Below are 15,548 nucleotides of genomic sequence, written 5' to 3' on the forward strand. Positions count from 1 at the left end.
CACCATCCTCTATACTATTTGAATAATAAACTACCAACCTGGTAAATAAGGAAAGCTACAATCCATGCAAGACCTGTTTGGTAACCAATTGCAATAAGTGTCCATTTCCAGTTACCAAACTCTCTTTTCATCGCACCAATAGCCGCAAAACAAGGCGCTGCTAAAAGTGTAAATGCCATAAATGCATAGGCACTTACTGGTGTGAAGAACTGACCAATACTTGTAAGAAGTGTTGGGTCTGTCTCAGCTACTTCCCCCACACCAAGTAAAATACCAAAGGTTGCAACAACTGCTTCTTTCGCTAAAAATCCTGTTACTGTGGCTACAGATGCTTGCCATGTACCAAATCCAAGTGGTGCAAAGATTGGTGCAATTACATGCCCTATAGATGCTAACATACTTTCATTCGTATCTACCATCTGAAGGCTGAAGTTAAAGGATTGTAAGAACCAAATAAGCCCTGAAGCTACAAAGATTACTGTACCTGCCTTTATAATAAAGGCCTTTGATCTATCCCACATTTGCATCATAACACCCTTAAGGTTAGGTATATGATACTCTGGAAGTTCTAAAATATAAGGTGCTGCTTCGCCTTTAAATAATGTATTCTTAAGAATAAGTCCTGATAAAATAACCATTAAAATACCAAGTACATACATAGAAGGTCCTACCCATGCGTGTTCTGGGAAGAAAGCACCTACCATAAGTGCAAACACTGGTAACTTAGCACCACAAGGAATAAATGGCGTAAGCATAATAGTCATTTTACGGTCTCTTTCACTTTCAATTGTTCTAGATGCCATAATCCCTGGTACTGAACAACCTGTTCCAATAACCATAGGAATGAATGATTTGCCTGATAAACCAAACTTTCTAAAGATCTTATCCATAATAAAGGCAACACGTGACATATAACCACAGTCTTCTAGTATACCAATAAGTAAGAATAGAATCATAAGCTGTGGTACGAAACCAAGTACAGCGCCTACCCCACCTATAATACCATCTACTACAAGTCCATGAATCCATGGAGATACACTCATACCTTCAAGCCATAAACCAACCTGGTCACCTATTGTTCCAAATAGTCCTTCCATGAAGCCAATAGTCATATCACCTACTGTCTGGATAGATAAGAAGTATACAAACCACATGATTCCAAAGAAAATTGGAATAGCTAAAATTCTATTTGTAATAACCTTATCAATTTTATCTGAAAGTGTGATTTTATGATCTGGTCTATTTGTTACGATACTACTAATATGTTTAGTAATATATTCATAACGCCCATTAATGATAATACTCTCTACATCATCATCATAAGCATTTTCAAGTAATCTAGCGGCTTCTTCTACTATTGGAGATTCTTCTTTAGATAAGTGGAATTCCTCTACAACTTTTTTATCCTGCTCTAGCACTTTTATCGCTAACCAACGTTTATTATAAACTTCATCGATTTGCTTACCATCAAGCAATATCATAACTTCATTAATGCTTTGTTCGATAATCATGTCAAAAGGAATAGCTTTAGAAGCAATTTTAACCTTTTTTGTTCCTACTTCAAGCGCTAAATTAATAAGTTCATCAAGACCCTGATTTTTAGTTGCTGAAATTGGCACAACCTTAACACCAAAAAGTTCTTCTAACCTCTTGATATTAATTTTCTCACCACGTTTTTCAACAATATCCATCATATTAAGTGCGATGATTGTTGGTCTACCTAACTCCACAAGTTGATGCGTAAGATATAAGTTACGTTCTATATTAGAAGCATCAATAATGTTAATGATTAAATCTGGTTGCTCTTTAATAATGTAGTTTCTTGCTACAACTTCTTCTGGTGTATAAGGTGATAAAGAATAAATACCCGGTAAATCTACTAAAGTAATATCTTCTTTAACCCCCCTTAACTTACCTTCTTTCTTTTCAACAGTTACACCTGGCCAGTTCCCAACATAGGCCTTACTCCCTGTAAGTGCATTAAACGCTGTTGTCTTTCCACAGTTAGGATTTCCAACTAATGCTACGCTATATCCCATAAATGTGACTCCTTTTCTATTTGTTAGCGAAGGCTAACTTCTCTGTCAAAAAAATTGTCTTAAATCTGATCAACTAAAATACTTTCTGCATCTACTTTTCTAAGGCTAAGTGAATAACCCCTTACACTGATTTCAATAGGATCTCCTAATGGTGCTACCTTCTTAACAGTTACTTCTACACCTTTTGTAATTCCCATATCCATAATACGTCTCTTAAGACTTCCTTGTACATCAATTTTTCTTACGATAGCACTCTGTCCACATGGTACTTTTTTAAGATTACTCATACTATCCCTCCCTAAGACTTTCTATCTATAAAGACTTGATTAATTACTTTTTATTTGGTATGTTAACAATAACAAACATTGTTAACCTTAGCTAACATTATTGTAGCGCTATTGATTTTCAATGTCAATATTTTTTCACAATTTATTCTTTTATTTTTATTTCAACCAAAAATTTGTTATAATTATAAAAAAGATATAAAATGCGAAGGAGGGGTTACATGCTCTTAGGACAATCAGGTGAAGATTACCTAGAAACTGTACTTGAACTCGAACAACTTCACGGCGTTGTGCGTTCGATTGACATAGCAAAAAAGCTTGGTGTTTCTAGGCCAAGTGTTAATAAAGCCATTAATAACCTCAAAGAAGCGGGAATGGTAACGCAGCAGTCCTATGGTGATATTAGACTGACAGATTTAGGTCGCCAAACCGCTAAAGATATCATTTATAGACATACACTTATTAAAAGTTTTTTAACCAGTGTACTTGGTCTAAGCCCTGATATCGCTGAAACCGATGCTTGTAAGATTGAACATATATTAAGCCCTGAAACAATAGAAAGCCTCGAAAAGTTCGTGGTGAACTATAAAAAATAAACATTTGTAAAAAGGTAGCTACACAACTAACTTCTAAGTTAATAGTGTAGCTACTTTTTTATTGTATAATACCTAATTGATCAAAAGGATAAATCCTATATGCACCAATAGCAATAACTTTATCTTTTTTTACCGCTCCAAACACTCTACTATCTAAACTATGTCCCCTATTATCTCCCATAAAGAAATAACTATCTTCTGGAATGATATAAGGAAAATCTATACGCGCGTATCTGGGGTCATATAAAGGTAACGTCATCACTTCCTCACCTAAATATGCCTCTTCATCTAATCTATTTCCATTTATATAAACATAACCGTCCCTTAAATCGACTATTTCTCCTGGCATACCAATTAAACGCTTAACCATTCGTTCTTTGTCTTGATAAAAGATTACAACCTCACCTCTTTCAGGCTCTCTATAATAAGAACTTATCCTACTTATAATCAAATTATCTCCAATCTTAATAGTAGGCTCCATAGAACCTGAAGGCACCCTTGTCCTTGTTGCAATAAACTGAGTAATAAGCACTGCCACAAGTATCACTATTAATAAGTCTTTTATTGTATCCATTATGTTCTTTGCTTTAATCACTTTATCCATATGCTCCTCCTTTAATAGTGATGACTTCTTTATCTTTATTCTAGTCCTATCCCCCTGCCCCTGTCAAACTCCTACTGCACTTAGGTCATACGTTATTCTTATTTAAAAGGGATAAATAGTAAAAAAGGGTTACCTTTCGGCAACCCTTTTTTGGCTAGGAAATCGTATTTAGAGGAGTTTATTGTTGGTCTGCTAATTTTTTGTATTCTGCATAACGCTCTTTAGCATGTTTTTCAGCTAACTCAAATAATTGTTCACTTTCTTCTGGGAACTGTTTAGCAAGTGATGAGTAACGTACTTGATCCAGAATGAAATCTCTGAAGCTTTCTGTTGGCTCTTTAGAATCTAAGCTGAATGGGTTTTTACCTTGTTCTATAAGATCTGGGTTGTATCTGTATAAATGCCAGTAACCAGCTTTAACAGCATCACCCATGTTAGCCATTGAGCAGCCCATACCTTTTTTCAGACCGTGGCTGATACATGGTGCATAAGCAATGATGATTGATGGACCATCGTATGCTTCAGCTTCTAAGATTGCTTTAATTGTTTGGTTTTTATCTGATCCCATAGCAATTTGTGTTACATATACATTGCCATAAGCCATCATCATACGTCCAAGGTCTTTTTTCTTAGCACGTTTACCTGATGCTGCGAATTTAGCAATTGCTGCAACTGGTGTTGATTTAGATGATTGACCACCTGTATTTGAATAAATTTCTGTATCGAATACAAGAACGTTTACATTTTGACCTGATGCAAGAACATGGTCAAGACCGCCGTAACCGATGTCGTATGCCCATCCGTCACCACCAAGAATCCATTGTGAACGTTTTACAAGGTAGTCTTCTCTTTCTTTAATTTCTTTTACAAGTTTAGCTACTGTTTCGTCTGCAACAGTAAGGTTTGCAAGAACTTCACTTACAGCCTTGCTTGCTGCTTTTGAACCTTCGCCATTTTCTTTATTTGCAAGCCAGTTTTCAAATGCTTCTTTTGCTTCAGCTGGAATATCCATTTGAACAAGCTCTTCCATATTTGCTGTAAGTTTTTCTCTCATTTGTTTTACAGCAAGGAACATACCGTATCCATACTCAGCATTATCTTCGAAGAGTGAGTTAGCCCATGATGGACCTTTGCCTTCGTGGTTTGTTGTGTATGGTGTTGATGGTGCACTACCACCCCAGATTGATGAACATCCTGTTGCGTTAGCAATCATCATACGATCACCGAAGAGTTGTGTTACAAGTTTGATGTATGGTGTTTCACCACAACCAGCACATGCTCCTGAGAACTCCATAAGTGGTGTTTTGAACTGACTATCTTTTACTGTTTTACCTTCTACAAGGTCACCTTTGTAAGAAACTTCTTTAACTGCATAATCCCAGTTAGCTGATTCTTTTTCTACTTGTTCTGTAAGTGGTTCCATGAATAATGCTTTACCTTTAGCAGGACAAATATCAGCACAGTTTCCACAACCTGTACAGTCAAGTGGACTTACTTGCATTCTGTACTCAAGGTCAACAAATGCTTTACCGATTGCTTTTTTAGATTCAAATCCTTCTGGTGCATTTGCTTTTTCATCTGCATTTACAAGGATTGGTCTAATACATGCATGAGGACATACATAAGCACATTGGTTACATTGGATACATGCTTCCACATCCCATCTTGGAATATCTACTGCAATACCACGTTTTTCGTAAGCTGCTGTACCTGCTGGGAATGTACCATCTTCATAGTCATTGAATGCACTTACTGGAAGGCTATTACCTTCTTGTGCATTAATTGGCTCTACAATGTTTTTAATGAAATCTGGTTTTTCGTCTACTTTTGCTGAACCACATGTACATGTACTACATCCACATGCTGTTGCTGCAGCTTCTGCTACTGCTTCACTTGCATCTGATGCTTCTTTCCATGAAGCTGGCACTTCTACTTTAACAAGTGCATTCATACCTTTTTCTACAGCTTCGTAGTTCATAGCAAGAACTTTTTCACCTTTTTTACCATAAGCTTTTTTAATAGAAGCTTTAAGGTATTCTACTGCATCGTTTTCATCAATGATATTAGCAAGTTTGAAGAATGCAGCTTGCATGATCATATTGATACGTGAGCCAAGGCCGATTTCTTTTGCAATATGTGTAGCGTCTACTGTATAGAAGTTGATTTCATTTTCAGCAATGAAGCGTTTCATTTTTGCTGGTAAGTTTTTGTTTAAGCCTTCTACATCCCACTCTGTATTAAGTACAAAGTTTCCGCCTTTTTTAAGACCTTTAAGAATATCATATAAGTTTACGAAAGCTTGTTTATGACATGCGATATAGTCAGCTTCATCGATAAGGTAAGTAGCACGGATAGGCTCATCACCAAATCTTAAGTGTGACATTGTAATACCGCCTGATTTTTTTGAGTCGTAATCGAAGTAAGCTTGAACATATTTGTTTGTATGTTCACCAATGATTTTGATTGCTTGTTTGTTAGCACCTACTGTACCATCTGAACCAAGACCCCAGAATTTACATCTGATTGTACCTGGTGAAGCAATTTTAAGAGTATCTTTTACTTCTAATGATGTACCTGTTACATCATCTACGATACCTACAGTAAATCTATTTTTAGGCTCTTCACTTACTAAGTTATCAAATACTGCTTTAAGATCTGTTGGTGTTACGTCTTTTGAACCAAGACCGTAACGTCCACCGATGATCATTGGGCTTCTTTCGCTATCATAGAATGCACCACGTACGTCTAAGTATAAAGGTTCACCAAGTGCACCTGGCTCTTTTGTACGGTCAAGTACACAGATTCTCTTAGCTGACTCAGGTACTGCATTTAAGAAGTGTTCTGTTGAGAATGGTCTGTATAAGTGTACTTTTACAAGACCAAAGCTTCCACCATTCGTATTAAGGTGGTCAATAGTCTCTTCTAATGCTTCTGTTACAGAACCCATAGCGATTACCACGTTTTCTGCATTTTCAGCACCATAGTAGTTGAATAAGTTATATGTTCTACCTGTTAAAGCAGACATTTTTTGCATATATTCTTCTACAATACCTACAATGTTATTATAGAATTTATTTGATGCTTCTCTTGTTTGGAAGTAGATATCTGGGTTTTGAGCTGTACCACGTGTTACAGGGTGGTTTGGTGATAATGCTCTAGCTCTAAACTCAGCTAATGCTTCTTGATCAATTAATGCTTCATAATCAGCATAATCTAATACTTCTACTTTTTGGATTTCATGAGAAGTTCTGAAACCATCAAAGAAGTGAACGAATGGAAGTCTACCTTTAATAGCTGCAAGGTGCGCAATAGGAGCAATATCTGCAACCTCTTGTACAGAACCTGATACAAGCATTACGCATCCTGTTTGACGAGCTGCCATAACGTCTTGGTGGTCACCAAAGATTGAAAGTGCTTGCGCAGCAAGCGCACGTGCACTTACGTGGAATACCCCAGGAAGAAGTTCCCCTGCTACTTTGTACATATTAGGTATCATTAAAAGTAAACCTTGTGATGCTGTGAAAGTTGTTGTTAAAGCACCAGCTTGAAGTGAACCGTGGAATGTACCAGCAGCACCTGCCTCTGATTGCATTTCTACAACACTTACTCTTTGACCAAAAATATTTTTCTTACCTTGTGCTGACCATTCATCAACTACTTCTGCCATTGTTGATGAAGGTGTAATAGGATAGATTGCTGCGACATCTGTAAAGGCATAAGCAGCATAAGATGCAGCTGTATTACCATCGATAGTCATCATTTTTTTTGCCATTATATTTCCCTCCTCAAAAGAATTACACTATTTATATAGTTATGAAAAAGTATTAAAAATATTATAGTATAGTATATAATTTTCTAGTAAATTTCTAATATTTTAACTTTATGGATAATTATTTTCCTTTAGTTTTCATTATATCATACTTTTTAAATTTGAAAAGTGACTTTATCAATATTTGACATATTAATATTTTTACTTATAATTATTATTATATAGAACACACTATTTAAAAGGAGTCTTATCATGGGTAAACATCTTAATATAACCAATAATTTATTTTGGGTTGGCGCACTTGATCCTAACCTAAGAGTTTTTGATATTGTCATGGAAACAGAATTCGGAACAAGCTACAATGCCTATGTATTAAAAGGCAGTGAAGGTATTGCTGTTTTTGAAACTGTTAAAGAAAAATTCTTTGATGACTACTTAGATAACCTTAAAACAATCGTTAACCCTCAAGAGATTAACTATATTGTAGTTAATCATACAGAGCCTGACCATGCTGGTAGTGTTGCAAAACTTCTTGATGTAGCACCTGATGCAACAGTCGTAGGAACACTTCAAGCTATTAAATATATGGCTGAAATTATGAATAAGCCATTCAAAAGCCTTGTTGTAAAAGATGGTGATACACTTTCTCTCGGCAATAAAACAGTTCGTTTTATTCTTGCTCCATGCTTACACTGGCCAGACTCTATGTACTCTTACATAGAAGAAGACTGCACACTTGTAACTTGTGACTCTTTCGGTGCACACTACAGTGATGAACGTGTTTTCAAAAATCAACTTGAAGCTTCTAAAGAAGATGATTATGTTAAAGCTTACAAATACTATTATGATATGATTATGGGACCATTCAAACCTTTTGTTCTTAAAGCACTTGCTAAAATTGAGAACTTAGAAATTGAGTTCATCTGTCCTGGACATGGTATGATTTTAGACCGCTCTCAAATCGAAAAGTATATGAACTTCTATAAAGAATGGAGCCAGCCAGTAAAAAGAGCTGTACCAAGTATTGTTATTCCATTTGCATCAGCCTATGGTTATACAGAAAAATTAGCCTATGAGATCAAAAAAGGTATTGAAAGTACTAACCTTACATGTGACGTTCTTGTTTACGACCTTGTAACAGCAGATTTTGATGAAATGCTTGCTGAAGCTGGTCAATGCGCAGGTCTTTTAATTGGTTCTCCTACAATTCTTGCTGATACTCTTCCACCTATTTGGAAGCTCCTTACTTCACTTAACCCAGTGATCCACAAAGGTATTCAAGCAGGATGCTTCGGCTCTTATGGATGGAGTGGTGAAGCAACTAAACATATTGCTGAGCGTTTCCACCAACTTAAATTCCGTATGCCTCTTGAACCATTAAACATTCAATTCAACCCAAGTGAAGATAACTTAAAAGCTGCCTTTGAATTCGGCGTAGCTTTTGCAGAAGCTGTTCTTAAATAGTAGATACAAAATGAGACTGTTGCTTAGTTCTCTATAAAGCTTAGCAACAGCCTTTTTTATTGCTTTTTATTGATGATAATATCTATAAAGTTCATTTAAAATACATGCTATAAGCTCACTACGATTACAATATGTACCCGTAATCTCCGTAAGTGCTATATTCCCATCAGTAGCTTCATGCACATAGATTCCTATACCAATGATGATTTGTTTAATCGTTTGACTTTCTGCCTCTATAACCATATCTGTCATAATACCACATAGCTTACGATTGTTATATAAAATATTATTCTCATCATTGATAACACTATCTACGCCACTTACTTTTAATATAGCTTGATGCACTGCCTTACTATTATACGCTAAAAAAGTCTTCAGCTGCCCTAGAGATTCCCTCATACGAATAGCTACACTCATATATACCCCTTTACCTTCTGGGGAGTAAAACGGCATCTGATTTTTAGCTTGCCCTTTTTCTTGCTTCTCACTTGCTACTACAACCCAATCCGCCTCAGTATTAATACTTTCTAAATATACAGCCTTATTAGTAGAATCAATAGTTTTATAAAGGTGGATATGGTCTATTGAAAGCTCAGGGATTAAAAATTGATTTACCTTTGTATGAGATAAAATATCTGAGTTAACATTTAATCTATATCCTTTTTTCTTGATAGATTCTATATCATATCCTTCTTCTCTCAATGCATTAATCTGTTTCCATATAGCTGTTCTAGAAAGGCCTAAATCCTCAGCTATTATCTGTCCAGATAAGTATTCCCCTTTATGTGCTTCAAATAATTCTAGTAATTTCATTTTAGTCATTTTATCCCCTCCCTATCATAGTTATAGTCTAATCTTAAGGTGTAAGCAAGTCCTTTTAAAACTTATATATAACGAAAAAAGTCTTACTCATTAGAGTAAGACTTTTACTTTAGAGCGGGTGATGGGAATCGAACCCACGTGGCCAGCTTGGAAGGCTGGTGTTCTACCATTGAACTACACCCGCATTGCATATTTGATTTTTTAAAAGATGCGGGTGAAGGGAGTCGAACCCCCACGCCAATGGCGCTAGATCCTAAGTCTAGTGCGTCTGCCAATTCCGCCACACCCGCATATGAGCCACCGGAGGCTCGAACTCCGGACCACTTGATTAAAAGTCAAGTGCTCTACCAACTGAGCTAGTGACCCATGAAACAGGGCTAGGAGGATTCGAACCTCCGAATGCAGGAATCAAAATCCTGTGCCTTACCGCTTGGCGATAACCCTATGTCATTCATATGCAATATTTATTTTATAATTAAGGTTTATATAGGGTGGAGAATGGGATTCGAACCCACGGCCTCCAGAGCCACAATCTGGCGCTCTAACCAACTGAGCTATCCCCACCATATACAAATGACCCATAGGAGAATCGAACTCCTGTTACCGCCGTGAAAGGGCGGTGTCTTAACCGCTTGACCAATGGGCCGTCTCTTGACTACTTCGTTAGTTTAGCATATATATTGACGTATGTAAATAGGTTTTTTACATTTTTTTAGTTTTTTTTTCTTTTTATTGGAACTTATCTTAGTATAACCCATAAAGTTAATAATTATTTACTCTTATTTAGGATACACTAATAACATAAATCATTTTTTCTGAAGGAAGGGAACGTATATGGATAAAAAAGATTTCATAAAATTTTTACTTGATGAGCGCACTGAAATAGAATATGATGATAAAATCTTTACAAAATACATTAAGGGTCCTTTAAATAAAATTAAAATTGGTAATGATCTGATCTATGAAGTACACACTGAAAAGAAAGTACTTATTGTAACCAATGCTCTTTACTGTACCTTCAATCATGATGCCTACTGGGACGTTGCAAAACTAGCTGGATTAGAAGAAATTATTGCAGATCCTAATACACTCATCCGCATTTAACGATGCTTACTTTTATATGCTCTTTTACAAAAACAGGGACTAATCTACATATTATGTAGTAGCCCCTGTTTTTATTTAATTTATTTTAAGCTTCTTTAATCGCCTTTAGAATTTCCTTTTTATAAGTTATAAAAACCTCTGAAGTTGTAAAATCATCTGTAGAAATTTTTGCTCCTTCAATAGTAAACATCTTTGTAAGCCTTCCAGGATTCCCTGCCATAATATAAATACGGTCAGAAAGTAAAATTGCTTCATCAATATCATGGGTAATAAAAAGGGTTGGACTTCTCATCTCTTTCATAATCTCTAAATACCAATCATGGATATGATGTTTAGTAATAGCATCTAAGGCACTAAAAGGCTCATCTAATAGCATCAACTTACTACTGAATAAATAGCTTCTAAGAAGTGCTGCTCTTTGCCTCATGCCTCCTGATAGCTGAATAGGATACTGTGTCTTAGTTCCCTCTAAACCAAATTGCTTAAAGTAAGTGCTTGCTTTCTCCCGAGCTTCTCTTTTAGACATACCTTTAAGTAAAAGAGGAAGGCTTACATTATCAATAATAGTTTTGTATGGCATAAGTAAGTCTTTTTGTTGCATATAGCTTGCAATACCTGTCTGCCCCGTTATATCTTTATCCTCTAAATAAATATGACCACTATCAGGCTTTTCAAGTCCTGATAAAATATTAAATAAAGTAGTCTTTCCTATACCACTTATCCCTAATAGAGATACCAGCTCACCTTCTTTAAGCTCTAAGGAAATATCTTCTATAATCTTTCTTCCATCATAACTTTTACAAATATGTTCAGCTTTAAAATACATACTTATCACCTATTGTGGTAAATAGGCATTTGTAAAACCTTGGCTACCTAACTCTGCACCAATAAGTCCTTCTTCATACATCCAGTCATAGAAAGTAGTCCATCTTGTTTCATCAATGGTTCCCCATCTTGCTTTCTCTGCTTGGTATTCATTTGCTAAGAATGCCTGACTTGCTTTTGCAAGTTCTAAATCTACTTCTGGTGCATGTTTCACTAAAATCTCTGCTGCCTCTTCTGGATTTGCAATAGCATATTCATAACCTTTAGCTGTAGCCTCTAAGAACTTTTTAGCCTCTTCTTCATTTTCTTCAAGATACTTTGTACCTGATGCAAGAACTGGTGTATAGAAGTCAAATACAGGATTAATATCTCTAAAAGCTATATAATTTGTATCAAGGCCTGCAAGCTCTGTAGCAATTCCATCCCAACCATAGTATACCCATACAGCATCAATATCTGTTTGAAGTGCAGAAATAACGTCTGTCACTGTATTTGGAATAAGTTCCACTTTAGAGAAGTCTCCGCCATCTCCTTCAACAATATTCGTTAAAATGGCTCTCTCAAAAGGTGTATCCCATGAAGCATAGCGTTTACCCTCAAGCTTACTTGGTGAATCAATACCTTTTTCTTTAAGTGAAATAATACCCGATATATTATGGTCAATAATGCTTGCAACCGCTACTACTGGAAGTGGATTTTCTGATGTTAAGGCTGGTCCTATTTCCTCTTGGAAAGATACTGCAAACTCTGCTTTACCAGCTGCCACTAGCGATAAGGCTCCTCCTTCTGGCGGCTGCATAATCTCTACATTTAATCCTAAATCTTTATAAAATCCTTTTTCTAAGGCTACATATAAACCCGTATGATTTGTATTAGGTACCCAATCTAGTACAACAGTTACATTATTATCTGCTTTACTAGCACTACATCCTACCATACCAAAAGCAAGTAGCCCCGCCATAAGCATACTCATTAATTTTCTTTTCATGGTGTACTCCTTCTATTTATTAGTACTTCTATGTATTACGAAGTTCATTTTTTATTTAATCTCTCGATTATCTACTTGTTATTTATGTTCAATCTCTTTATTTTTTGTTCTGTATCCTCTTATATGGCATAATCTTCCTATCAAGCAGACTAACTAACTTCATAAGTACTAAACTTATTAAACTTACTAGGAAAATAACTGCAAACATCTTGTCAAAGGCATAAGACTTTCTTACCCTTGTCATGTATACACCAAGGCCAGCTGTACCCCCAAGCCATTCTGCAACAACAGCGCCTATAACTGCATAACTTACAGATACTTTAAGACCTGCTAAAAAGCCTGGAAGTGCACAAGGTAGTTTAATATGCCAGAAAATCTGCTTAGCATTTGCCCCCATAGACTTCATAAGTCTAATAGTATCTCTATCTGCCTCCCTAAAACCATCTAATAAACTAATGGTAATAGGGAAAAAGCATACTAAGAAAATAACCATTACCTTAGGGGCCATACCATACCCCATCCACAGTACAAGTAATGGCGCAATAGCGATAACGGGTACTGTCTGTGAAATGATTAAAAGAGGGTAAAGTGATTTATGAAGCCCTCTGTAATGATCCATTCCTACTGCCAAAATAAATGCAACTAAAATCCCTACCCCAAGTCCTAACAATGCCTCACTTAGTGAAATCATTAAATGTCCCATTAAGACGTTAAACTCATTTATGAAGGCCTGCATAACCTGAATAGGTGATGGTAGCATATAGCCTGGTACAAGCTCTAATGAACATACCACTTGCCAAATTAGGATAAGTCCTATTATAAGTCCCGATGCATAAAGCTTATTCGTGATGTTTTGTAACTTTTTTATCAATAGACCATACCCCTTCACCTGGATTATAAGCTACCTTCATATAACTCATAACACTTGGTGCACCAGCGCGAATACATATTTTTTGGCACTCCTTTGCAATATCCATAAGTTGATCAAAATCTCCCTCAATGGTTGTTTCAAAAGGTCCTACAAAAGTATTAAGCCCTGTAGATTTTATGTATGCAATGACCTCATCTACTACGCGGATTACTTCTTCACCTTCTACTTTAGGCAATACTTGAATAGCTAAACTTGCATTAAACTGTTCCATTTTCTTATTCTCCTTTATTCACATATTTGTCGTTTACTAGCGTATTTATCCACACTTTATACGTTTTTCATGTGAGTCATGTGCACAACTTTCGTGTTTACTTCCTATAATATAAAAAATGCGCAGCTTAAGCTGCGCATTTCATCACCCTATAGATACACCTATCCTAAAAATATGTATATACCTATAGAGACTCTCTTTGAAAGTTAGATTTCCTACGCCAGCATTACCTGGATCAGGTTATAAGGGTCTAGAATGCCATTTCATTCAATCTCAGCCAAAAAGGTTTTAGCACCCCTGTTATTCAGTTCAATTTTTATTATAGACTCATTTTATAGATTGTCAAATAATAATTTTTTAAGTTGCTTCTGATTTAGGAAAGGTGCCCAGTTTTCCATAACACGCTTTTTTACCCCTTCTTCTTTAGCATGATCAATAACCTTATCCTTTTGCTCTGCATTTAGAAAAGGTATGAGACTTTCTATCATTTCATATTCTCCCCTTGTTATAACCAGATCTATAAGTGAATTTCTAAGCTCTAGTGTCATAAAAGGATATAAGCCCTCTAATTCATCCTTCATCCAATGATACATGAAATGTTCCATTAACTTTTCTTGCTGATTAGCACTTAAGAAAGGATAAATATCTTCTATTTCATCCCACTCTTTTTCTTCCGCTATATAATAGTCAATAAGCATATCTTTGTGCTCGGCCTTTAAGAAAGGATAAATTCCTTCATCTACCTTATTTAAATCTCCCTCTTCTATTACTTTATGAATAATCTCCTCTAACGCTTCTGCGCCTAAAAAAGGAAGAAACCCTCTAATACCTTCTAAATCTATATTCACCCCTTCTATAATCTCTTCAAAGACCTTCGGCTTTGTAAGAGGCGCAATGCTTTCTAGAATATCTTGTACATTTTCTAATTCTTTTAAGGCTACTTTTGCTTGGTCAATTTTATCAATTACAATATCTCCAACGAAGACCTCTACTTTCGTCTTTTCTTCACTTCTTTCTGTCTGCGCTTCTCTCTCCCCTTTTAATAACTCATCTACTGTAATATTAAAAGTCTCAGCTAGTAAAGGTAACATCGTAATATCAGGTAAAGATTCAAGTCTCTCCCATTTAGATACAGCTTGATGGGAAACATGTAAGATTTCTGCTAACTCAAACTGTGTCATATTTGCTTCTCTTCTTAGTTCACTTATAAAAACACCCATATTGTTAATGTTCATCATTTCTCACCTCTTGTGTAGTATAGACTCAGCTTACCAAAAGGCTCTTATATATGCAATCAACTGTCAGTAGTACTCTCAAACTAAGCTATGCAACCAATAGTTGATTGGCAAAAATAAAAACATCTAATGATAAATCAGATGTTTTAAAAGTCTGTAATAATTTCTCTATCAATATCTAGTAATTCTGCCTCAGTGTTCTCTTGTATATAAGAAATAACTTGATTTAATAAAGTATCTGCAATTTTAGTTTCATTTGTTACTATACTTAGCCCTAAAATAACTGTCTGATGCATATCTAAAGCTTCTACTTCTGAAATAGAAATACAAAATTTACTTCGTACTTTGCCTACTAAACTTCTTACAATCATTCTTTTTTCTTTAAGAGAATGTACCCAAGGTGCATAAAGCTTTAACTTACATAAACCTACAACCATTTTCTTCTCCTTAGAAATTTAATTTTACAGTTTTAGTATAAATAATTTAAACAAAAAAAATACAGAGTACCTTCTAGAAGATACTCTGTATTTTTCGCAATAAAAAGAGCGCGAGACGGGACTCGAACCCGCGACCCTCTCCTTGGCAAGGAGATGCTCTACCAACTGAGCCACTCGCGCATAGATTTGGCAACCACCTACTCTCCCAGGCCGTCTCCAGCCAAGTACCATCGGCCGCT

The 15,548-nt window shown here is 35.8% G+C and carries 14 protein-coding genes, 7 tRNA genes and 1 riboswitch; of the genes, 3 read left to right on the forward strand and 18 right to left on the reverse strand.

All coding sequences use genetic code 11. The features are described from left to right. Positions 1-14 precede the first annotated feature (14 nt). Both feoB and ACLTBU_RS13135 read right to left on the reverse strand, forming a co-directional pair. Positions 15-2,039 (reverse strand): ferrous iron transport protein B, encoded by a 2,025-nt coding sequence (gene feoB / locus ACLTBU_RS13130; protein ID WP_412219336.1) that lies wholly within the window; start codon positions 2,037-2,039, stop codon positions 15-17. A 59-nt stretch (positions 2,040-2,098) separates the two neighbouring features. Continuing rightward, positions 2,099-2,326: a FeoA family protein gene (locus ACLTBU_RS13135; RefSeq protein WP_177671978.1), complete on the reverse strand. Its 228-nt coding sequence runs from the start codon at positions 2,324-2,326 to the stop codon at positions 2,099-2,101. Positions 2,327-2,544: 218 nt separating this feature from the next. Here ACLTBU_RS13135 and ACLTBU_RS13140 point away from each other — a divergent pair, with 218 nt between their 5' ends. Beyond that, complete coding sequence (locus tag ACLTBU_RS13140) at positions 2,545-2,919, forward strand: metal-dependent transcriptional regulator (protein WP_177672068.1); 375 nt, start codon at positions 2,545-2,547, stop codon at positions 2,917-2,919. A 58-nt stretch (positions 2,920-2,977) separates the two neighbouring features. Here ACLTBU_RS13140 and lepB read toward each other — a convergent pair whose 3' ends face one another. Beyond that, on the reverse strand, positions 2,978-3,523 hold the full coding sequence (lepB, locus tag ACLTBU_RS13145; protein WP_177671977.1) for a signal peptidase I: 546 nt from the start codon (positions 3,521-3,523) through the stop codon (positions 2,978-2,980). Between the two features lie 178 nt (positions 3,524-3,701). Next, a complete protein-coding gene (gene nifJ / locus ACLTBU_RS13150; RefSeq protein ID WP_412219337.1) occupies positions 3,702-7,295 on the reverse strand; it encodes a pyruvate:ferredoxin (flavodoxin) oxidoreductase in 3,594 nt (1,197 codons plus the stop codon). A gap of 249 nt (positions 7,296-7,544) precedes the next feature. Between nifJ and ACLTBU_RS13155 the strand changes: the two genes are divergently transcribed. Beyond that, positions 7,545-8,756 carry an FprA family A-type flavoprotein gene (locus tag ACLTBU_RS13155; protein WP_177671975.1) on the forward strand — a complete coding sequence of 404 codons (1,212 nt, stop codon included), beginning with the start codon at positions 7,545-7,547 and terminating at the stop codon, positions 8,754-8,756. Positions 8,757-8,822: 66 nt separating this feature from the next. Here ACLTBU_RS13155 and ACLTBU_RS13160 read toward each other — a convergent pair whose 3' ends face one another. From ACLTBU_RS13160 to ACLTBU_RS13190, 7 genes are all read right to left on the reverse strand, one after another. Beyond that, positions 8,823-9,578 carry a biotin operon repressor gene (locus tag ACLTBU_RS13160; RefSeq protein ID WP_412219340.1) on the reverse strand — a complete coding sequence of 252 codons (756 nt, stop codon included), beginning with the start codon at positions 9,576-9,578 and terminating at the stop codon, positions 8,823-8,825. A 113-nt stretch (positions 9,579-9,691) separates the two neighbouring features. Further along, positions 9,692-9,762: transfer RNA gene (locus ACLTBU_RS13165), tRNA-Gly, on the reverse strand. 25 nt (positions 9,763-9,787) lie between these two features. After that, positions 9,788-9,868, reverse strand: a tRNA-Leu gene (locus tag ACLTBU_RS13170). Between the two features lie 3 nt (positions 9,869-9,871). Then, positions 9,872-9,944 (reverse strand) — tRNA-Lys (locus tag ACLTBU_RS13175). 6 nt (positions 9,945-9,950) lie between these two features. Beyond that, positions 9,951-10,022 (reverse strand) — tRNA-Gln (locus ACLTBU_RS13180). A 46-nt stretch (positions 10,023-10,068) separates the two neighbouring features. Next, positions 10,069-10,142 (reverse strand) — tRNA-His (locus tag ACLTBU_RS13185). Between the two features lie 10 nt (positions 10,143-10,152). Continuing rightward, positions 10,153-10,224, reverse strand: a tRNA-Glu gene (locus tag ACLTBU_RS13190). 188 nt (positions 10,225-10,412) lie between these two features. Here ACLTBU_RS13190 and ACLTBU_RS13195 point away from each other — a divergent pair. Then, the gene (locus ACLTBU_RS13195; protein ID WP_320649933.1) at positions 10,413-10,682 is read left to right on the forward strand and encodes a hypothetical protein; all 270 of its coding nucleotides are present in this window, start codon (positions 10,413-10,415) and stop codon (positions 10,680-10,682) included. Between the two features lie 85 nt (positions 10,683-10,767). Here the strand turns inward: ACLTBU_RS13195 and ACLTBU_RS13200 are convergent, their stop codons facing one another. The 7 genes from ACLTBU_RS13200 to ACLTBU_RS13230 form a co-directional block, all read right to left on the reverse strand. Then, on the reverse strand, positions 10,768-11,508 hold the full coding sequence (locus ACLTBU_RS13200) for an ABC transporter ATP-binding protein (protein WP_177668491.1): 741 nt from the start codon (positions 11,506-11,508) through the stop codon (positions 10,768-10,770). A 9-nt stretch (positions 11,509-11,517) separates the two neighbouring features. Then, the gene (locus tag ACLTBU_RS13205) at positions 11,518-12,495 is read right to left on the reverse strand and encodes an ABC transporter substrate-binding protein (protein ID WP_249334420.1); all 978 of its coding nucleotides are present in this window, start codon (positions 12,493-12,495) and stop codon (positions 11,518-11,520) included. A gap of 97 nt (positions 12,496-12,592) precedes the next feature. Beyond that, positions 12,593-13,366: an ABC transporter permease gene (locus ACLTBU_RS13210; protein WP_412219342.1), complete on the reverse strand. Its 774-nt coding sequence runs from the start codon at positions 13,364-13,366 to the stop codon at positions 12,593-12,595. After that, on the reverse strand, positions 13,335-13,637 hold the full coding sequence (locus tag ACLTBU_RS13215; RefSeq protein WP_177668497.1) for an MTH1187 family thiamine-binding protein: 303 nt from the start codon (positions 13,635-13,637) through the stop codon (positions 13,335-13,337). The genes ACLTBU_RS13210 and ACLTBU_RS13215 overlap by 32 nt, the downstream gene beginning before the upstream one ends. A 194-nt stretch (positions 13,638-13,831) precedes the next feature. Further along, positions 13,832-13,946: riboswitch (TPP riboswitch) on the reverse strand. Positions 13,947-13,969: 23 nt separating this feature from the next. Then, the gene (locus tag ACLTBU_RS13220) at positions 13,970-14,875 is read right to left on the reverse strand and encodes a helix-turn-helix domain-containing protein (protein ID WP_412219345.1); all 906 of its coding nucleotides are present in this window, start codon (positions 14,873-14,875) and stop codon (positions 13,970-13,972) included. Positions 14,876-15,018: 143 nt separating this feature from the next. Next, positions 15,019-15,309 (reverse strand): DUF503 domain-containing protein, encoded by a 291-nt coding sequence (locus ACLTBU_RS13225; RefSeq protein WP_337531582.1) that lies wholly within the window; start codon positions 15,307-15,309, stop codon positions 15,019-15,021. Between the two features lie 107 nt (positions 15,310-15,416). Next, positions 15,417-15,489 (reverse strand) — tRNA-Gly (locus ACLTBU_RS13230). Between the last annotated feature and the right edge of the window lie 59 nt (positions 15,490-15,548).

Origin of the sequence: Zhenhengia sp. (assembly GCF_046966505.1) — a bacterium.
Classification (GTDB): Bacteria; Bacillota; Clostridia; order Lachnospirales; family Cellulosilyticaceae; genus Zhenhengia; species Zhenhengia yiwuensis.

Excerpts from the sequence above, each read along its gene's own strand:
- feoB (WP_412219336.1), bottom strand. The coding sequence starts at position 2,039 with ATGGGATATAGCGTAGCATTAGTTGGAAATCCTAACTGTGGAAAGACA.
- ACLTBU_RS13135 (WP_177671978.1), bottom strand. The coding sequence starts at position 2,326 with ATGAGTAATCTTAAAAAAGTACCATGTGGACAGAGTGCTATCGTAAGA.
- ACLTBU_RS13140 (WP_177672068.1), top strand. The coding sequence starts at position 2,545 with ATGCTCTTAGGACAATCAGGTGAAGATTACCTAGAAACTGTACTTGAA.
- lepB (WP_177671977.1), bottom strand. The coding sequence starts at position 3,523 with ATGGATAAAGTGATTAAAGCAAAGAACATAATGGATACAATAAAAGAC.
- nifJ (WP_412219337.1), bottom strand. The coding sequence starts at position 7,295 with ATGGCAAAAAAAATGATGACTATCGATGGTAATACAGCTGCATCTTAT.
- ACLTBU_RS13155 (WP_177671975.1), top strand. The coding sequence starts at position 7,545 with ATGGGTAAACATCTTAATATAACCAATAATTTATTTTGGGTTGGCGCA.
- ACLTBU_RS13160 (WP_412219340.1), bottom strand. The coding sequence starts at position 9,578 with ATGACTAAAATGAAATTACTAGAATTATTTGAAGCACATAAAGGGGAA.
- ACLTBU_RS13195 (WP_320649933.1), top strand. The coding sequence starts at position 10,413 with ATGGATAAAAAAGATTTCATAAAATTTTTACTTGATGAGCGCACTGAA.
- ACLTBU_RS13200 (WP_177668491.1), bottom strand. The coding sequence starts at position 11,508 with ATGTATTTTAAAGCTGAACATATTTGTAAAAGTTATGATGGAAGAAAG.
- ACLTBU_RS13205 (WP_249334420.1), bottom strand. The coding sequence starts at position 12,495 with ATGAAAAGAAAATTAATGAGTATGCTTATGGCGGGGCTACTTGCTTTT.
- ACLTBU_RS13215 (WP_177668497.1), bottom strand. The coding sequence starts at position 13,637 with ATGGAACAGTTTAATGCAAGTTTAGCTATTCAAGTATTGCCTAAAGTA.
- ACLTBU_RS13220 (WP_412219345.1), bottom strand. The coding sequence starts at position 14,875 with ATGATGAACATTAACAATATGGGTGTTTTTATAAGTGAACTAAGAAGA.
- ACLTBU_RS13225 (WP_337531582.1), bottom strand. The coding sequence starts at position 15,309 with ATGGTTGTAGGTTTATGTAAGTTAAAGCTTTATGCACCTTGGGTACAT.